Consider the following 16,755-nt stretch of genomic DNA (forward strand, 5'->3'; position numbering starts at 1 on the left):
TCTATTGGTTGATGTATTTATTTGAGATACCGTCAATAGTGCCATTGCGTTTTAGTGTTTCAATAGCACCATTAATGTTTTCAATTGTTAGCCCTTTTTCTGCTAATGCTATGTCTGAAAATCCCATGCAGATAGGATTCAAACTTAAAGGGTAAACCTTACTGATTTCGTCTCTAACCTTTTGTTGTGTAGCGAGATAGAGAAAGGTCGTATCTTCTGCCGCAATAAAATTAACTCTTTTGTTGATTAAGAGACTGGCCAACGACGCCTCATTCTCTACCTCGACCGTTTTAATCTGGGGATGTAAGTCAAAGGGATCACCGTAGATATAACCGCTTGTCACCCCAATTAACTCATTGGCGAAACTGTCCAGTGAGTCAAACGTAAAATTGGGCGTTGCCTTGTTGTGGAGTGAAAAAATTGAAACAGCGGTATCATAAAGCGTCGCAGAAAACGTCATATTTTGGTACTTCTCATTGCGTCGCTCAGAGCAAAAAAGGCCAGCCGCACCGTCCACATCCCCTCTTGAAATAAGTCTAAGCATGCCGGCAAAAGGCAAAGGGACGTAGGTGACATCCCAACCCAGCAGTGTGAAGACTTGATTGGCTATATCTACGTCCTTGCCGGTCCAAATCTGGTCTTGCTTGAAACTCAGAGGTTTTAGATCATCGATTACTGCTAGCCTGATGTTTTTTGCATTAACGGCCGGCTGCATAAGTAACAAGAACAAAACCATTGAGGTTTTTATCACTTTAGATACAAAGTACACACTAATTATGAACGTTAGACTGCTTTAGATTACAACTTAGCATGCACTGCAGAATGGCGCCACGTGAATGTAACCTGACTCAGTTTGCATACGCATTAATTATTTAGCAGCAGTACTTTGTTTTTATTTCGCCACTAGACGACGAGCGTCAGCTCTAGTATGCACAATTGGATTGTGTTGATGAGTTAACCTTTTGCTGCGGGTGGCAGAAATGGCTCGCCACGCAGCAACACTAAACTTGCCCAGGGTTGATGGTTGAGCCGCTCACTATACCGTTGGGTTGAGCGTTGATAGGTGAATACTGCTTCGATATTGGCATGCCCATTCCCTTGGATTACTAATAACCCGTCCTCGATTGTTCAGGTTAACCTCCGTTGTTCAAATTTTTTCATCTGATAGTCATATTTTATCAACGTCTTAAAGGAGAGAAGTGTAGTAGACTGAATTGTACAATTCCCTGAATCGCGATGTTTGCTCATGTCACTACTTGGCTCGGTTTTAATTTTTCTTGCAGCAACGGTTATCGCTGTTCCTTTATTCAAACGTTTAAGGCTTGGCGCCATTCTCGGTTACTTATGTGCGGGCGTGGTGATCGGGCCTAGCGTACTCAATGTCATTAATGATCCTGCAACTATTCTGCATTTTGCTGAAATGGGCGTGGTTTTGTTGTTGTTTGTTATAGGGCTCGAGCTTGAGCCTAAGGTGCTATGGCGCATGCGTAATCAAATCGCACTCAGTGGCGCTTCGCAATTATTGGGCTCAGCACTGCTCTTGGGCGGCTTACTGATGCTCTTGGGCTATACCTTGCAGACAGCGGTTGTTGTGGGCTTGGCTGTGGCGCTCTCATCAACCGCATTCGCTATCCAGTTGATGAATGAGCAACGAATACTGCATACGCCACCGGGGCAGCAGGGGTTTAGTATTCTACTCATGCAAGATGTTGCTGTGATCCCCATTCTTTTACTTGTGGCAAGTTTCTCGCCTTTACCAAGCGCATCAGATACACCGTGGTGGATGTCTGTTCTAGCCGTGGTTGGCGTATTACTGGTAGGCCGATTTTTGGTTAACCCCTTTTTACGCTTGGTCTCACGCTATGGCAGTAGTGAAGTCATGACTGCTGCTGCTTTGTTATTGGTGTTAGTCACTGCGTTGGCTATGGAGCACGTTGGATTATCCATGGGCATGGGGGCCTTTATCGCCGGCATTTTGTTAGCTGACTCTTCATTTAAACACCAACTTGAAACAGAGATCGAACCCTTCAAAGGCTTATTGCTAGGCTTATTTTTTATCGCCATTGGTATGAATCTGGATCTTGGACTATTGGTGGCGAAACCGCTGATAATAATTGCGGCAACCCTAGCATTAGTAACGTTAAAGGCCGTCATCATCTTTGCTATTCTGAAAGCCAACAAGCAAAGCAATACCGACTCGACACGAGTGGCGTTGATGCTCTCACAAGGCGGTGAGTTCGCTTTTGTGGTTATGACATTAGCGGTTAGCTCACAGGTGTTAGGTAAAGACATAGCCGCCATGGTTAATCTTGTGGTCGGCTTATCGATGGCAATCACTTCGCCATTGGTGATCATACATAGCTTGCTGTATAACAGCCGCAATTGCCCTGCGGTGTACGACACGCAGAGCGACTCACCTGAGCCACGCGTATTAATTGCAGGGTTTGGCCGTTTTGGACAACTAACCGGACGTCTGCTTGCCGCTAATGGTGTCGCGTTTACTGCCATGGATAAAGACGCAGAGCACATTGAATTTGTTAAGCGGTTTGGCAATAAAGTGTTTTACGGTGATGCAACCCGCCTGGACTTACTAAAAACCGCCGGTATCGAGCACGCCAAGATTGTGCTGATAGCCATTGATGAGATGGACGCGATTACCCGCTTAGCTAAGCTAATCAAAAAGCATTTTCCTCATATTCAGATTGTCGCTCGTGCCCACAACCGTTGGCATGTCACCGAACTGGCAAAACTGGGCGTTGACTACATCACTCGAGAAATGTTCAGTGGTGGGGTCGAAGCTTCAAAGCAGGTGTTATCAGCCATGGGCTACACGCAGGGGCAAACGGACTATATGGCAAATGTGTTTGTTCAGCATGACATGAAATTACTCGACAATGCGATTCTCCAGGACAGTTCCATGGATGAGCTGATCCAAATCAGTCAACAAGGACGGGAAGACCTTAAACAATTGTTTGCTGAGGATAAGCGGGAGATTGCGCCAAACTAACTGGATGGCTTGGGCTGATATTTATGCCAGTAGACTAGCGCGAAAGCGCCGACATACATGGTCACCCCGTATACGCCACAAGCAACCGCATAGCTGGGATCATCTAAGAAAGTCAGGGTTATTAAAATCGCCATTGACGCATTTTGAGTGCCGATTTCAATGCCTAAGGTGGTGGCATCGCGCGGCGATAAGAAAACCAGCTTAGCGATAATAACCCCTAGCAAGGTTGCCAAAACGTTCAGCGTTAAGGTGATCACAAACACGCGGGGAAAGGACTTCATCAGCATGTCGCGCTCTTGCCAGCTGATCCCAGCGATCATGGCGATCATGAAAATCACCGCAAGTTGCCTAAATATGGGCTCTTGGCGCTGGGCAAATATTGGCGCTTTGTGACGCACATAGAGTCCCAACAAAACCGGAATAAGTGAGATGACAATTAAGCCGAGTGTGGTATTGATTAGAGAGAAGTTGGGACTGTTGACACCGAAATAGTGTAGACTAAATTGAATGATTAGCGGCGTGGTAAACACACAAATCAACGTGGTGATCGCGGTAAGAGTTATCGAAAGTGCTAAATTTGCGCGTGCGATGTGACTGATCAGATTACTGGTTGTGCCGCCCGGACAAGCGGCTAAGACCATTATCCCAATGGCCAGATACGGCGGTAGGGCTAGCACTATGGCTAGACCAAAGGCGAGCATGGGTAATATAACCACTTGGCCAATCAACCCCGCAACAACCGATTGAGGGATCCGCAGCAGGCGGGAAAAGTCGTCGCGAGTTAAACTTAAGCCCATGCCAAACATGATCATTGCCAACACTAATGGCAACACAACCTGTGATAGGACTGACCCCTGCATCAACTCATCTTGGCTAGCGTAGAGAGTGGCGCCCATTTCATCAGGCGATAAAGTATGGCCCACGGCCAAGCGGGTACGTAGCTATTGGCAGGCTCCTTTTCGATAGAACGCACCAACGCCTTACATCCGGTTTCCGTATCGACCATAAAAGGCGCAGCTTTCACTTTTTCATTAATTTCACTTTGAATAAAGCCCGGGTGAATAGTCGAGACTTTGATCGGCGTTTTCATGAGGTCAATGCGGATCCCCTCGGTGAGGGAGGTGAGTGCAGCTTTGGTGGCCGCGTATACGGTTAGAGCCCGGCGAAAGCCGCGCGCTGCACTGATCGAAGAGATTGTCACTAAATGACCATGGTTTTGCTGTCGGAAAATGCCTACTGCGGCTTCGCACTGTGCCAATGCTGAGACAAAATTGGTGATTGCGGTTTGCTTGTTAGCATAGAAGTAACCCGTCCCGACCGACGCACCTTTGCCCATGCCGGCATTCACGATCACGCGATCAAGAGTGCCAAATTCAGTCTGAAATTCGTTAAAGCAGGTAAACACGGCGTCGTGGTCGTCGACATCTAGGGGTTTGACCATAACGGTGATGTTAGGATTGATGGCGAGTAATTCTGCTTTTAACTCTTCTAATCGTTCTACCCGGCGGGCACACAGGCCAAGATTACGCCCCATCTTGGCGAATTCGATAGCCATTCCTTTACCGAGTCCAGAACTGGCCCCGGTAATAATGATGTTTTTTCTTTGCATGTAGTTAACCTGCTTTTTGCATGATCTTTTGACACCGACGGATCAGGAAATTGACGAAAAACCAGTAGTGTTTGTACGCTGGATTGCGTGTTTGCTTATGATAATAGCGATAATAAATTTGTTGTGCGATAGCGGCTAAGCGGAACAGCCCATAAACTTCGTAAAAAGCAAAATCAGCAGCATGATTACCGGTTTTGTCACAGTAATAATCAATGACCTCTTGGCGAGTCATCATGCCGACTAAATTTGTCGGTTGCTTGCGGGTAGACTGCATCAACTTGTCATCGTCAGCTTCGACCCAATAGGCGAGAGTATTGCCCAAGTCCATCAGCGGATCACCGATGGTGGCTAATTCCCAATCCAGTACGCCGATAATCTGAGTTGGCGCTTCCGATTCTAGTACCAAGTTGTCAAACCGATAGTCATTATGCGTAATACACAGTAATTCCTTGGTCGGAAGATTACTGGTTAACCATTCAGTTACTCGCTTAGCCTTCGGTACATTCCACGTTTTTGCATTCTGATAGCGGGAGATCCAACCGGTGATTTGACGCTCAGCATAACCTGCACCTTTACCCAAGTGTTCAAGGCCTGCTGCTTGATAATCTACCCGGTGTAAATCAATTAGGGTATCAATCGCATTTTGGCAGAGTGTAGCAATGTCTTGTGAAGAAAGAGTCAACGCGCGCGGTAAGTTCTTACGCGGGATAATACCGTTGAGCTTTTCCATCACGTAAAAATCGCTACCGATAAGCGCTGGATCTTCACAGTAACCTAAAACCCCGGGTACCTTATCAAATACCGGCTTTAAATCCTGCTGAAGACGATATTCACGCTGCATATCGTGAGCACCTTTTGCCTTGGTGCCCGCTGGAGCGCGGCGTAAAATGATGGAACGATTGGCAAAGGCTAAACAGTAGGTCCAGTTGGATACTCCGCCGCTGTACTGGGTTACTTGGGGCGTGCCCTCTAAGCCCTCGATAGTGCTGTGTAACCAAGGCAAGAGTTTGGCTAAATCTAACTCTTCGCCAGGCCTTACAGCGCCGGCAGTATCGACTAACCCACTAGCCATAGCGTTTAAGCTCCAAACGCGTCACCATACCTTTATGTACTTCGTCTGGGCCATCAGCAAGGCGCAGGGCACGTGCGCCGGCTGCAAATCTTGCTAACGGGAAATCGTTGCACATGCCTGCTCCACCGTGCATTTGGACCGCCATATCCACGACTTGCTGTAACATGTTGGGTACAACAACCTTGATGGCAGAAATATCCACCATCGCATTTTTAACCCCTAAATTATCAATTTTCCATGCCGCGTTCAGCGTCAGTAAACGGGCTTGTTCAATCAGCATTCGTGCTTCGGCAATGCGCTCGCCATTACCGCCAAGTTTTATCAGTGGCTTGCCAAAGGCAACCCGTGACAGACCACGTTTGATGGCCAGTTCGAGGGCTTTTTCCGCCATACCGATAGCGCGCATACAGTGATGAATACGCCCTGGACCAAGCCGACCCTGTGCGATCGCAAAGCCTTTGCCCGGGCCAACCAATAAATGACTGCGCGGTACTCGCACATTTTCAAATACCATCTCACCGTGCCCATAGGGAGCATCAAAGTCACCATAAGCGGTTAACATGCGCTCAATTGTTATGCCTGGAGTGTCGAGCGGCACGATCACCATGCTGTGTTGGTTGTGCCGATCATTTTCCGGGTTGGATAACCCCATAAAAATGGTAACCTTGGCGTTGGGATGTCCTAATCCCGTTGACCACCATTTACGCCCATTAATCACAATTTCATCATCACCAATAGCAATGTTGGCTTGCATATTGGTGGCGTCAGAAGAGGCCACTTCGGGTTCGGTCATGCCAAATACGGAGCGGATCTCACCAGCCAATAACGGCGTTAGCCATTGGGCTTTTTGTGCCTCATCACCAAAGTGATACAGCACTTCCATATTACCGGTATCTGGCGCATTACAATTAAAAATCTCGGGTGCAAATAAACAGCGCCCCATTTGTTCAGCCAGAGGCGCATATTCTAAGCAGCTCAACCCTTGCCCTAATTCGGCATCGGGTAAAAACAAATTCCACAGGCCATCCGCTTTAGCTTGCTGTTTGAGTGCTTCTACCTGCGGATGTAATTGCCATTGACGCCAGTCACCATGGTTATTGTGCTGATGCAAGAAGTGGTAAACATCATCTTCGATAGGCTCGACGTGATTTTGCATGAAGGCTTTGACGCGAGCTAAGTAGTCTTGGCAACGCTGACTATAACTAAAATCCATAGTGACCTCGTGGTAACGAACCGAAATATAAGTCTATTCTATGAAAAAGAGTAAGTTAAATTAATTCTAATGATAAATAGTTATGCCCAAACGACGCTTTTGAGCGCCTAAAAATACCGGGCTAGAAAATTTAAGTTAATGATAGCTATGATTATATTGGTTGAGATGATGATTTCGGTTTAAGTCAGAAGCAAGGGTAATTGTCGCCAAGATGACAATTTCGATTTTTGCGTTGACGCCGCTATTTAACCCGATCGATATACTCGAACAGTTGCTTTTCTCAACCATTGCGTGCAATAGCGTATAAAGTCGGTATCTACCACCATTTTTCTAGCATCAAGCGACGCATAGCCGCTAATGAAGCATTGGTAGATTAATCCCATATCAGTGCTTTGAAGTGCTTGCGACACATAGACTCGTAGCGGTCATTACCACCAATTTCTACTTGCTCACCGGCGCGAACGGCATTGCCATTCTCGTCAAGCCGCACTACAAAGTTGGCTTTGCGACCACAATGACACACGGTTTTTAGTTCAAAGAGTTTGTCTGCCCAAGCGAGTAAATAATGGCTACCGGCAAAGGTTTCGCCAGTAAAATCAGTTCTAAGGCCATAGGCCAAAACAGGGATATCTAATTCATCAACGACCTCGATAAGGTCTTTGACTTGGGCGCGTGAGAGAAATTGTGCTTCATCGATAAACACGCAATCAATTTTGCCCTGCTTGAGTTGCGCTTGAATATCATTAAATAGAGTAGTCTCAGCGTTGAAGAGTCGGGCTTCGGCTTGCAATCCGATCCGTGAACTGACCTTACCCACACCATACCGATCATCAAAGGCTGCGGTATAGATAAGTGTGCGCATCCCGCGCTCTTGATAATTGTATGCCGACTGCAGTAGTGCCGTCGATTTACCCGCATTCATTGCGGAATAATAAAAATAAAGTTGTGCCATGTGAGAAATGAAAATGCTGTTTGCGGGGGATTATACGGTATTTTAGGCAAAAAAAACGGCCCATTGATGGGCCGTTTTATGACTATCGTTACTTTTATGCTGCACTAGCAGTGCTGTCTACCTGAGTTTGTTCTGGCTTAAGTAGGTTTAAATCAAAATCAAATTCGTCAACGCGAACCGCAAGCTTGCGCTTAGCATCATAGCTTAACAATGCGGCATGCTCGTCTTGAGTAAGCTCGCCTTTCTCTAACAATGCATTGACTGCATTTTCAAAGGATACGAACGGTACTACTGGCGACTTGCGTAGTGCTTTTTGCACTTTCCCAAGCAGTGGCATTACTGCATGCTTGGCTTTAAATGCTTGCTCATTAATGTCGTTACCATCGCCTGGCTCAGTCACTACCAAGTGAGTCAGTTGCGCTTTAATGCTGCTATCTTGTAATGACGCAGTAGCCAATTCACGGACTAAGTCATCTGAAATCTGGCTCACAGATGAAGTGTAAGTGTTGGTCAACATACGCATCAAATAGCGAGTCGCCGTATTCGGGAAGTTACTGATAAAATCAACCAACGCTTTTTCTGCTTGTTGTAATGCCCACTGTGCCGCGTATTCAAAGTAAGGCTGCGCTTGTTTACGATCTTCAACGCGCTGCTCGTAGAAACGAATGGCAGCCATTGTGCCGTACAAGTAGCTCATCATGTCACCAAGACGCGCTGACAGTAGTTCTGCCTTCTTCAAATCGCCGCCCAAGACCAACAATGAAAGGTCAGCCAATGGCGCAAGTTTCGCTGATAAGGCGTTCAAGCGCTTCTCATATTTACGCACTTCGGGTAGCGCTGATTCTGTGCCACGTAAGAAAGGCAAATAGGCGTTAACTTTACTGCGGAAAGCATTTTTAACGCTGAATTTTACGGTTTTGCCTAACACTTTGTTAAATTCTGCGTCTGCTGACTTGTCATCACTGTGAATGAGATCAACCATTTCTTTCAAGTACGGGTGGCAGCGCATTGCACCTTGACCAAAGATCATCAAGCTGCGCGTAAGAATGTTCGCGCCTTCAACGGTAATTGCGATCGGCAGGGCAGAGTAACCGCCAGCCAACGTATTTTGTGGACCACGTTGGATCGCTTTACCGGCTTGCACGTCCATCGCTGAGTTGACCACATCACGGCCAAGTTCAGTCATGTGATATTTGGCGATTGCAGTGATAACTGAAGGTTTAAGACCTAAGCCTAAGGCTTCAGTGGTTAGCACGCGCATTGCTTCAAGTAAGAAAGTCTTACCGGCAATGTCGGCCAATTTATCTTGAATACCTTCAAAGCGACCAATGGGTACACCAAACTGTTCACGAACAAACGAATATTCAGCCGTTGATTTGAATGACGACTGCGCAGATGCAACCCCCATTGCGGGTAATGAAATACCGCGACCTGCGCCTAGGCAGCTCACTAGCATTTGCCACCCACGGCCAATGTTCTTCTGTCCGCCAATGATAAAGTCCATTGGGATAAAGACATTTTCACCGCGAGTTGTACCGTTGTAGAAACGCACGCCCATTGGGTCGTGACGATTACCCAACTCTACGCCCGGGTGATCTTTGGGTAACAACGCACAGGTAATGCCCAATTCAACTTTGTCACCCAGTAAACCATTTGGATCAAATACTTTGAATGCTAGGCCAAGTACAGTTGCGATCGGTGCAAGTGTGATGTAACGCTTGTCCCAAGTAACCGATAAACCGATCACTTCTTCACCGTTGTATTCACCTTTAGTTACGATTGCTGCGTCAGGAATGGAGCCAGCATCTGAGCCTGCTTCTGGGCTAGTCAGGGCAAAACACGGAATGTCTTGACCTACCGCCAGACGCGGCAACCAATAATTTTGCTGTTCTTCGGTACCATAATGCATCAACAGCTCACCTGGACCTAGTGAGTTAGGTACCATCACAGTTACTGCAATCGCACCACTTTTCGCTGCAATTGTGGCAACAATAGTTGAGTTCGCATATGGGCTGAACTCTAGACCGCCGAATTTCTTCGGAATGATCATAGAGAAGAATTTGTTCTCACCTAGGAAGGTTAGTATTTCCTGAGGGATGTGGTTGCTATTTTGCAGTTCAAAATCGTCAACCATCTTCAACAAGGTTTTTACTGGGCCGTCTAAAAAGGCTTGCTCGTCGGCACTCAATGTCGCTTTTGGGATATTACGCAATACCTGCATATCCGGTTTGCCACGGTAAATAGAAGATTCAATCCATACATCCCCTGCGTCGAGCGCTTCTTGCTCGGTAATAGAAATAGGGGGTAACACTTTCTTTAAGCTTGTTCTGATGCTCATTATACTCATCCGCTCATCTGACCAGTTGTGGATATATACTACTCCAATTTCTGAGAAGATCAAAACTTGCTAATGAAATGTTCACGGTTTGTTATCAAAAATTGTACAAAAAACAACCTAAGTGACTGATTTAATTGAAATGTGTAGGTATTAAAATACATACTTTAGTGTTGAAATTAATACGTGAGTGTGAAGCAATATTTACGCTTTTGCCGAATTTTCCTGCAAAAGGTGTCAATCGAGACACCCTTACTTTGCGTTATATACCCAAAAAGTGGTTTTTTACTCAGCATAATAAGTGGCGTGCCGTTATTATTAATAGTCTCAAGTGCGTTCTATACTAGTTAGATCAATTACTAAGCAGGTCAAAGGGAGAATGGAATGGTCAATCTACAACAGCTAATGTTGCGTCGAGTTGCATGGATAGCCCTATTGGGATTTGCGGCAAGCAGCTTTAGTGTTTTTGCCCAAGCCAGCGAACAGAGGGGTTTAGAAATTGCCCAACAGCGCAAGAGTGCGGACATTGGTTGGGGAGACAGCGCAGCTGACATGCGCATGATATTGCGTAACGCCCAAGGCCAGGAGTCAGTGCGTGAAATTCGCGTACAATCGCTCGAAGTACCTGATGATGGTGATAAAGCGTTAACTATATTTGATCACCCCCGTGATGTCAGTGGCACGGCCTTTTTGAGCTTCAGCAAAGCACTCGAGCCAGACTTGCAATGGATTTATCTGCCGGCACTAAAGCGGGTTAAGCGGATTAATTCGAAAAATAAATCCGGGCCCTTTATGGGCAGTGAATTTGCATTTGAAGATATGACGTCTTTTGAAATTGAGAAGTATCGCTTTAAGTTTATTGGTGAAGAAACTATCAACGGACGTCCTGCTTATGTGGTGGAACAAGTACCTTTAGATCCTAATTCGGGATATACCCGGCAAAAGACATGGGTCGATCAAGAACATTATTACGTTCACAAAACCGAATTTTATGACCGTAAGGACAGTTTACTTAAAACGTTAACGTTATCTGATTATAAGCAGTACAAGAACAAATTCTGGCGCGCTCACAGCGCTGAAATGTATAACGAGCAAACGTATAAGAGTACGCTATTGCTGGTGGATGAATTTCGATTTGATGTCGGTCTCAATGAGGCTGATTTTGATAGCAACAAGTTAAGAAACGTTCGCTAACTATGCAAAACCAATTTTCCTTGTCGATTAATCGCTGGCTAAGAGCGTTGGCTCTAGGGGGCGTTTGCGTCTGCGGCTCTACCCATGCACAAGACTTTGAAATCAGCGGCGAGGCAGGGGTTGAACAACGTTATTATTTTGAAGACCCACTGTTGCCAGAGCAAGAGCGGGCGCAAGGTTCGTTGTACGCAGCACCTGAGTTTTATTACAGTTGGAATGAAGGCGATGACCGCTTAGTGATCAAGCCGTTTGCGCGCGTTGATCAGCATGACAGCGAGCGCACGCACGTTGATTTACGTGAATTTCATTGGCTACATATCGCCAATGATTGGGAATTTATTGCGGGGATCAGCAAGGTATTCTGGGGCCAGACAGAGTCGCTTCATTTAGTTGATGTGATCAATCAAACTGATTATGTAGATTCGGTTGACGGCGAGACTAAGCTTGGTCAGCCCATGCTTAATTTTTCCTATTTCAGTGAGAACGGCCGATTTTCTGCCTTTGTGTTACCGTATTTTCGTGAGCGCACATTCGCCGGTCTCGACGGCCGAGTGACGCCCCCCTTTTTAATCGATACGGATAATCCGCTGTATGCATCTGACAAGGAGCAATCCAATATTGATTACGCTCTGCGCTGGCAACAGACTTTCGGTAGCCTTGACCTTGGGGTTTCGTATTTTGCTGGAACCAATCGTGATCCCTATTTAGCTCCCTCGATTGACCCAGATACAGGGCGGGTAAAAGTGCAACCCTACTATTCACAGATTCAGCAGGTAGCGATTGATGCGCTGGCGGTTGTTGATGCGTGGTTGTTCAAATTTGAGGGTATTTATCGGCGCGATGAGCAAGAGAATGTGCCTGATGCGCTACGTGCACAAGTCAAGGACGAATTTTTTGCCGCGGTTGCAGGCTTTGAATTTACTCAGGTTGGGATCTTTAACAGTCAATACGATTTGGGCTGGTTAGTTGAATATCAGTTTGATGAGCGCGAAGAAACAGCCTTTGTGTTTGGGCAAAATGACCTGATGGTTGGGTTTAGGATAGTTGTTAATGATATCGATGGTACTGAATTTCTGATCGGGATGGTACAAGACTTAGATAACTCAAGCAGCTATACTGGTTTTATTGAAGCTTCAAGCCGCATAACGGATCAGTGGCGTTGGAAGCTCGACGGTTATTTTTTTGCCAGTGATGATATTACCGATCCATTATTCTTTATTCGCAGAGAGGACTTTATACAGTTCACTCTGGAATATTATTTTTAAACAAGGAACCTGAATTATGTCACGTCGTTTGCTCAGTTCTCTATTGACTGCTGCCGCTATACTCGCCTCCGTAAATGCAGCCGCTACTGAACGGATGTATGCAGTTGTTAGTGCGGGGTACGCGGATAATGAGTTTGCCCAATATTCCGATGGCAGTGTTGCTTATAAATTAGCGGTAGGGCACCAGTTCCATCCACAATGGTATGTAGAAGGTGGTTATCAACGCATCGCAGATGATGCTGCAAGTGATGGCAATCCAGCCAATGGTTTGGAAGGCGATGCCTTGTTTGTTTCTGTACTAGGGAAAGCTGCTTCACGCGAAGGCGAGTTATTTTATCGCGTTGGCGTAATGCGCGCAGATTTGCAAGGAAGCGTAGTTTTTGATGATATCGTTGAGCCCTATGACGATGGTGTTATGGCTGGTATCGTGGGGATTGGCTTCGATTATTACGTGGGGCTCAACACCATGGTTCGTTTTGAAGCTGAATATATCGGCGGTGAGGACGATTTTCAGTCAAGTGCGGTTTATGTCGGTTTTCGCTACAACTTTAACTAGCCTTATGCATTCGCCAATGCGGTAAGGAGTAAAGAAGACACTTCCTTGCCGCAAAAACCTATCAATGTTTCTAATTTTATAGATGTGCACCTAAACAACGGTTTGATCTTACTATACTCACGTAGACGTATTGATTGGTACTTACAGCCGAACGACAGGGGGTTAACAGTTGAAAAATGAAATCGATAGTCACTTTATCTTGGCCGTGTTTGACAAAATTCGACAGCATGGGGAAGTGGTTGATAACGAATACCATTTAGAAGGTGTTAAAGCCTTTACCGATTTCGATGGCTACACCGTTTTTATCGAAGACGCATTGGTTAAATTGCGCTTCGGTTTTCATAACCAGTACCATTTTGATTATGACAAGCCTGAACATTTGGAAGCGTTTGAAAAGAAACTTCACCAAATTGAAAGTCGCTATAAGTCATAAGACTGTATTGGAGTAAGTGCAAGTTCAATCGATTGCTTGAGTTCGTCAATCATTACCGGTTTGGCGATGTGCGAGGTCATGCCAGCATCTAAACAGGCGCGCACGTCCTCGGCTCTGGCATTCGCAGTTAAGGCAATGATGGGGATTGTTTGCGCTTCGTGCGAGTTTAAAGACCGTATTCGTCGTGTGGCTTCATAGCCGTCCATTTCAGGCATCTGGCAGTCCATCAGGATAACACTGATGTCGTTTATTTTACTGCGCACCAACTCAATGGCTTCTGCACCATTTGCTGCCTTCATCACACGATAGCCTAATTGCGCAAGCATTTCTTCAGCGACCATTTGATTAATCGCATTGTCTTCAACCAACAAAATGTAGCCAAGCGCTTGTGCAGAATCGGATGGGTTGAACTCCGTCTTTATTGCTTGGGTATCATCAAAGGAATTAATAATTTCGATTAATGAATCTCTGCTGCTATTGAAATAATTAACTGCCAGTTCAGTACAGATTTGCTGATGTTGCGTGTTAAGGCTGTCATCCACAAAACTCAGTTGGTGAGGATTAATCAGTTTCTGATGATGCAATGCTTTAATCAGCTCAATACCCGGCATTCCCGTAAGGTCTTGATAAATCACTACACGTAATGATGCTCTGTCTAAGGAGTTCTCCTTAATCCCCTTAATTGCTTCAGGTGCAGTCGCGAAGGGCTGCAATTGGATATCATGACTTGACGTATATTCTTGCCAAGACAACACCACTCGCTCGTTATCAGTAACGATTGCAATATTTTCAACGGAATTTTCCTGCGGCGCAAATATAGCGCGCTTGATTGGTAAGGTAACAGTAAAAGTTGATCCCTTACCCAATTCACTATCGAGTGATATTGTGCCACCCAATAACTTGGTTAGTTCTTGGCAGATCGATAACCCCAGACCCACGCCAGCGCGCGCCCGACTGGAGCTAGAATCGACTTGAGTGAATTTTTCAAAGAGGGTTGCCTGGGCTTCTGCAGGAATACCGATCCCTGTATCGCGAACAGCGATTTGGAGTTGATCCTGAGCTTTTGTGACGGCAATATGCACCAGCCCGACATCGGTGCACTTGATCGCATTGCCAACTAGATTGAATATGATTTGATGCAACCGCAGCGGATCCGATTGAATGTTGTCCGGAACATCACTGGCCAGCGAATACTCAATGCGTAAAGGTTGGCCCTTTTCTTTTACTAAATTGCGCGCATTTTCGACGATACTAAACAATAGATGACTCAGATTGACCGGGCGCTCGTGAATCACCAACTTACCCGCTTCAATGCGGGAAACATCAAGAATTTCATCGATGATTGCCAAGAGATTTTTACCACTGCTAGCAATCAGCTGAACAAACTCCATTTGTTTGTCACTTAATTCAGTTGCAGCGAGTAACTGATTAAAGCCGAGGATCCCGTTTAATGGCGTGCGTATTTCGTGGCTCATATTGGCCAAAAACTCACTTTTAGCCTGACTAGCGGCTAACGCCTTTTGTTCTGCGCTTTTTATTTCTGTTATGTCTTGAAACGCGCCGCGCAGCTTAATCGGAGTATTCTCAGCATATTCCGCATAGCCGATTGCGCGAACCCAAATGCGCTTGCCTAGCGCGGTGATGAAAGGCAATTGTTCATCCCACGCTTTGCCAGACTCTATACCCTCAGCAACAGCTTCTGCGATCGTATCACGCGCTTCTGGTGCGTAATATTTAATCCCCTGTTCGACACTAATTTCGGAGCCGATCGGGAGCTCATGGATCCGGTAAACTTCGTCAGACCACCATAGTTGGTTAGTTGTAAGGTCGAGCTCCCACACTCCTAGCTTGGCAATATCATTGACTGCCGTTAACAAGGACTCAGTGCGCGACAGTTGCAATAAAGTTTCACGCTCGGAGGACACATTTTTGCCCATCCATACCAAACCCTTGCCGTCCTCTAACCACGGATTAATTGCAGAGATAGTGGTTTCTACCACGACTCTATCGCCGTCAGACTTTACAAAGCATAACTCCATTACCAGCGGGCTCTTATGTGCCGCTTTTTGCAGTTTCGCAGCGAGCGTTTCTGCGCTCACTGTTGCTTCAACGCCCACTTGTTGCGCTAAAAACTGCTGGCTTTCTTCGGTAAGCAGTTGAAACAAGGTGATTTGCCCTACCAAGTCAACGGTTTGGTAGTTGAGATTTTCAGTCGCAAAATGATTGACTAACGTTACTGTGCCAAATTCGTTGGTGGAAAACAGCAAGATCGGCGCAGAATTAAGCATTGAGCGCTGCAAATTACTATTAGCAATCAGTTTTCGCTCAAGTAACTTTTGCGCATTAATGTCGGTGATTGAGCCAATAAACTCGGCTTTGCCGTCAAGCTTTGGCTGAAACTGGATCTCTGTTATGGCCCAAAAATTTCCCCCGTGAACATTGGATAACAATAATTCACCTTTGTATTCGCCTTGTTCTTTAGCCGCTTGATGCAGGCGTCCGACTTCACTAAGGCTTGCTCCGCGACTGATAAGATTGAAAAAATCGGTCGCAGTTTGTGGCGTTTGGCCAGTCAGTTTATAAAATGCCTCATTGGCCCAAGTTACCTTTAGATTAGTGTCGGCAATAAACAAAGCAGAAGTCGATTTTTCTGCAAGCGATCCCAAGCGCTGCAGACTTAGATTTAGCGCGCGGTTTTTATCGGTCAGATCAGTAAAGGCAGCTTGTTGACGGGTGGTTTCTGTTATTGTGGCGATTGTTCGTTCATCGTCGAGTGGTGAGATGCTAATGCTGACATAAAATTGGGTTTGATCAGCATGTAGTGCAGGAAAACTCTTACCCGCTCCCATTTGCCTTGTCTGGGGATGATCGTGAAAATTATTGAGTAGTTCGGAATGTTTACGACGATATTCTTCAGGGATCAGTTTCTCGAGTGGTTCAGAAATTAATGCGCCAGCTGGATAGCCGAATAATTCGTGCAGGTGTTCGTTTGCGAACACAATAATACCCTTGCGGTCGATGACTAGCACTCCACAACCCATTTGGGCTAGTAATTGATCACAAAAAGCTTTATCCAAGATGCCACATTCCTTGCAAAACGTATGTTAATTTAAGCAGGT

General features: G+C 45.9%; 13 protein-coding genes. 5 read left to right on the forward strand and 8 right to left on the reverse strand.

The window, feature by feature from the left end; all coding sequences use genetic code 11:
• Nucleotide 1: 1 nt before the first annotated feature.
• On the reverse strand, nucleotides 2-715 hold the full coding sequence (locus AC121Z_RS04150; protein WP_498128145.1) for a substrate-binding periplasmic protein: 714 nt from the start codon (nucleotides 713-715) through the stop codon (nucleotides 2-4).
• A 531-nt stretch (nucleotides 716-1,246) separates the two neighbouring features.
• Here AC121Z_RS04150 and AC121Z_RS04155 point away from each other — a divergent pair.
• Complete coding sequence (locus AC121Z_RS04155; RefSeq protein ID WP_498126917.1) at nucleotides 1,247-3,007, forward strand: monovalent cation:proton antiporter-2 (CPA2) family protein; 1,761 nt, start codon at nucleotides 1,247-1,249, stop codon at nucleotides 3,005-3,007.
• Here the strand turns inward: AC121Z_RS04155 and AC121Z_RS04160 are convergent.
• The 6 genes from AC121Z_RS04160 to AC121Z_RS04185 all read right to left on the reverse strand — a co-directional run bounded on the left by AC121Z_RS04160 (nucleotide 3,004) and on the right by AC121Z_RS04185 (nucleotide 10,191).
• The gene (locus tag AC121Z_RS04160; protein WP_498126918.1) at nucleotides 3,004-3,867 is read right to left on the reverse strand and encodes a bile acid:sodium symporter family protein; all 864 of its coding nucleotides are present in this window, start codon (nucleotides 3,865-3,867) and stop codon (nucleotides 3,004-3,006) included. The genes AC121Z_RS04155 and AC121Z_RS04160 overlap by 4 nt on opposite strands.
• Nucleotides 3,867-4,616, reverse strand: a complete 750-nt coding sequence (locus AC121Z_RS04165) for an SDR family oxidoreductase (RefSeq protein ID WP_498126920.1) — start codon at nucleotides 4,614-4,616, stop codon at nucleotides 3,867-3,869. Before AC121Z_RS04165 ends, AC121Z_RS04160 begins: the two co-directional genes overlap by 1 nt.
• Nucleotides 4,617-4,620: 4 nt before the next feature.
• Nucleotides 4,621-5,688 carry a phosphotransferase family protein gene (locus tag AC121Z_RS04170; RefSeq protein WP_498126922.1) on the reverse strand — a complete coding sequence of 356 codons (1,068 nt, stop codon included), beginning with the start codon at nucleotides 5,686-5,688 and terminating at the stop codon, nucleotides 4,621-4,623.
• Complete coding sequence (locus AC121Z_RS04175; protein WP_498126924.1) at nucleotides 5,681-6,901, reverse strand: acyl-CoA dehydrogenase family protein; 1,221 nt, start codon at nucleotides 6,899-6,901, stop codon at nucleotides 5,681-5,683. Before AC121Z_RS04175 ends, AC121Z_RS04170 begins: the two co-directional genes overlap by 8 nt.
• A gap of 373 nt (nucleotides 6,902-7,274) precedes the next feature.
• Nucleotides 7,275-7,853: a thymidine kinase gene (locus AC121Z_RS04180; RefSeq protein WP_498126926.1), complete on the reverse strand. Its 579-nt coding sequence runs from the start codon at nucleotides 7,851-7,853 to the stop codon at nucleotides 7,275-7,277.
• 94 nt (nucleotides 7,854-7,947) lie between these two features.
• Nucleotides 7,948-10,191, reverse strand: coding sequence for an acyl-CoA dehydrogenase (locus AC121Z_RS04185; RefSeq protein WP_498126928.1), 2,244 nt, complete (start codon nucleotides 10,189-10,191; stop codon nucleotides 7,948-7,950).
• A gap of 381 nt (nucleotides 10,192-10,572) precedes the next feature.
• Between AC121Z_RS04185 and AC121Z_RS04190 the strand changes: the two genes are divergently transcribed.
• The 4 genes from AC121Z_RS04190 (at nucleotide 10,573) to AC121Z_RS04205 (ending at nucleotide 13,636) form a co-directional block, all read left to right on the forward strand.
• Complete coding sequence (locus tag AC121Z_RS04190) at nucleotides 10,573-11,382, forward strand: outer membrane lipoprotein-sorting protein (protein ID WP_498126929.1); 810 nt, start codon at nucleotides 10,573-10,575, stop codon at nucleotides 11,380-11,382.
• A 2-nt stretch (nucleotides 11,383-11,384) separates the two neighbouring features.
• On the forward strand, nucleotides 11,385-12,647 hold the full coding sequence (locus AC121Z_RS04195) for a hypothetical protein (protein WP_498126930.1): 1,263 nt from the start codon (nucleotides 11,385-11,387) through the stop codon (nucleotides 12,645-12,647).
• Between the two features lie 16 nt (nucleotides 12,648-12,663).
• Nucleotides 12,664-13,203 carry an outer membrane beta-barrel protein gene (locus tag AC121Z_RS04200; protein WP_498126932.1) on the forward strand — a complete coding sequence of 180 codons (540 nt, stop codon included), beginning with the start codon at nucleotides 12,664-12,666 and terminating at the stop codon, nucleotides 13,201-13,203.
• A 169-nt stretch (nucleotides 13,204-13,372) separates the two neighbouring features.
• Entirely contained in the window at nucleotides 13,373-13,636 is a 264-nt protein-coding gene (locus AC121Z_RS04205) for a DUF3081 domain-containing protein (RefSeq protein ID WP_498126934.1), read from the forward strand.
• On the opposite strand, the gene AC121Z_RS04210 is transcribed toward AC121Z_RS04205, so the two are convergent.
• A complete protein-coding gene (locus tag AC121Z_RS04210; protein WP_498126936.1) occupies nucleotides 13,624-16,713 on the reverse strand; it encodes a PAS domain-containing hybrid sensor histidine kinase/response regulator in 3,090 nt (1,029 codons plus the stop codon). The two genes, AC121Z_RS04205 and AC121Z_RS04210, sit on opposite strands and share 13 nt — an antisense overlap.
• Nucleotides 16,714-16,755 lie beyond the last annotated feature (42 nt).

It is taken from the genome of Alteromonas sp. DYW1, assembly GCF_059752595.1.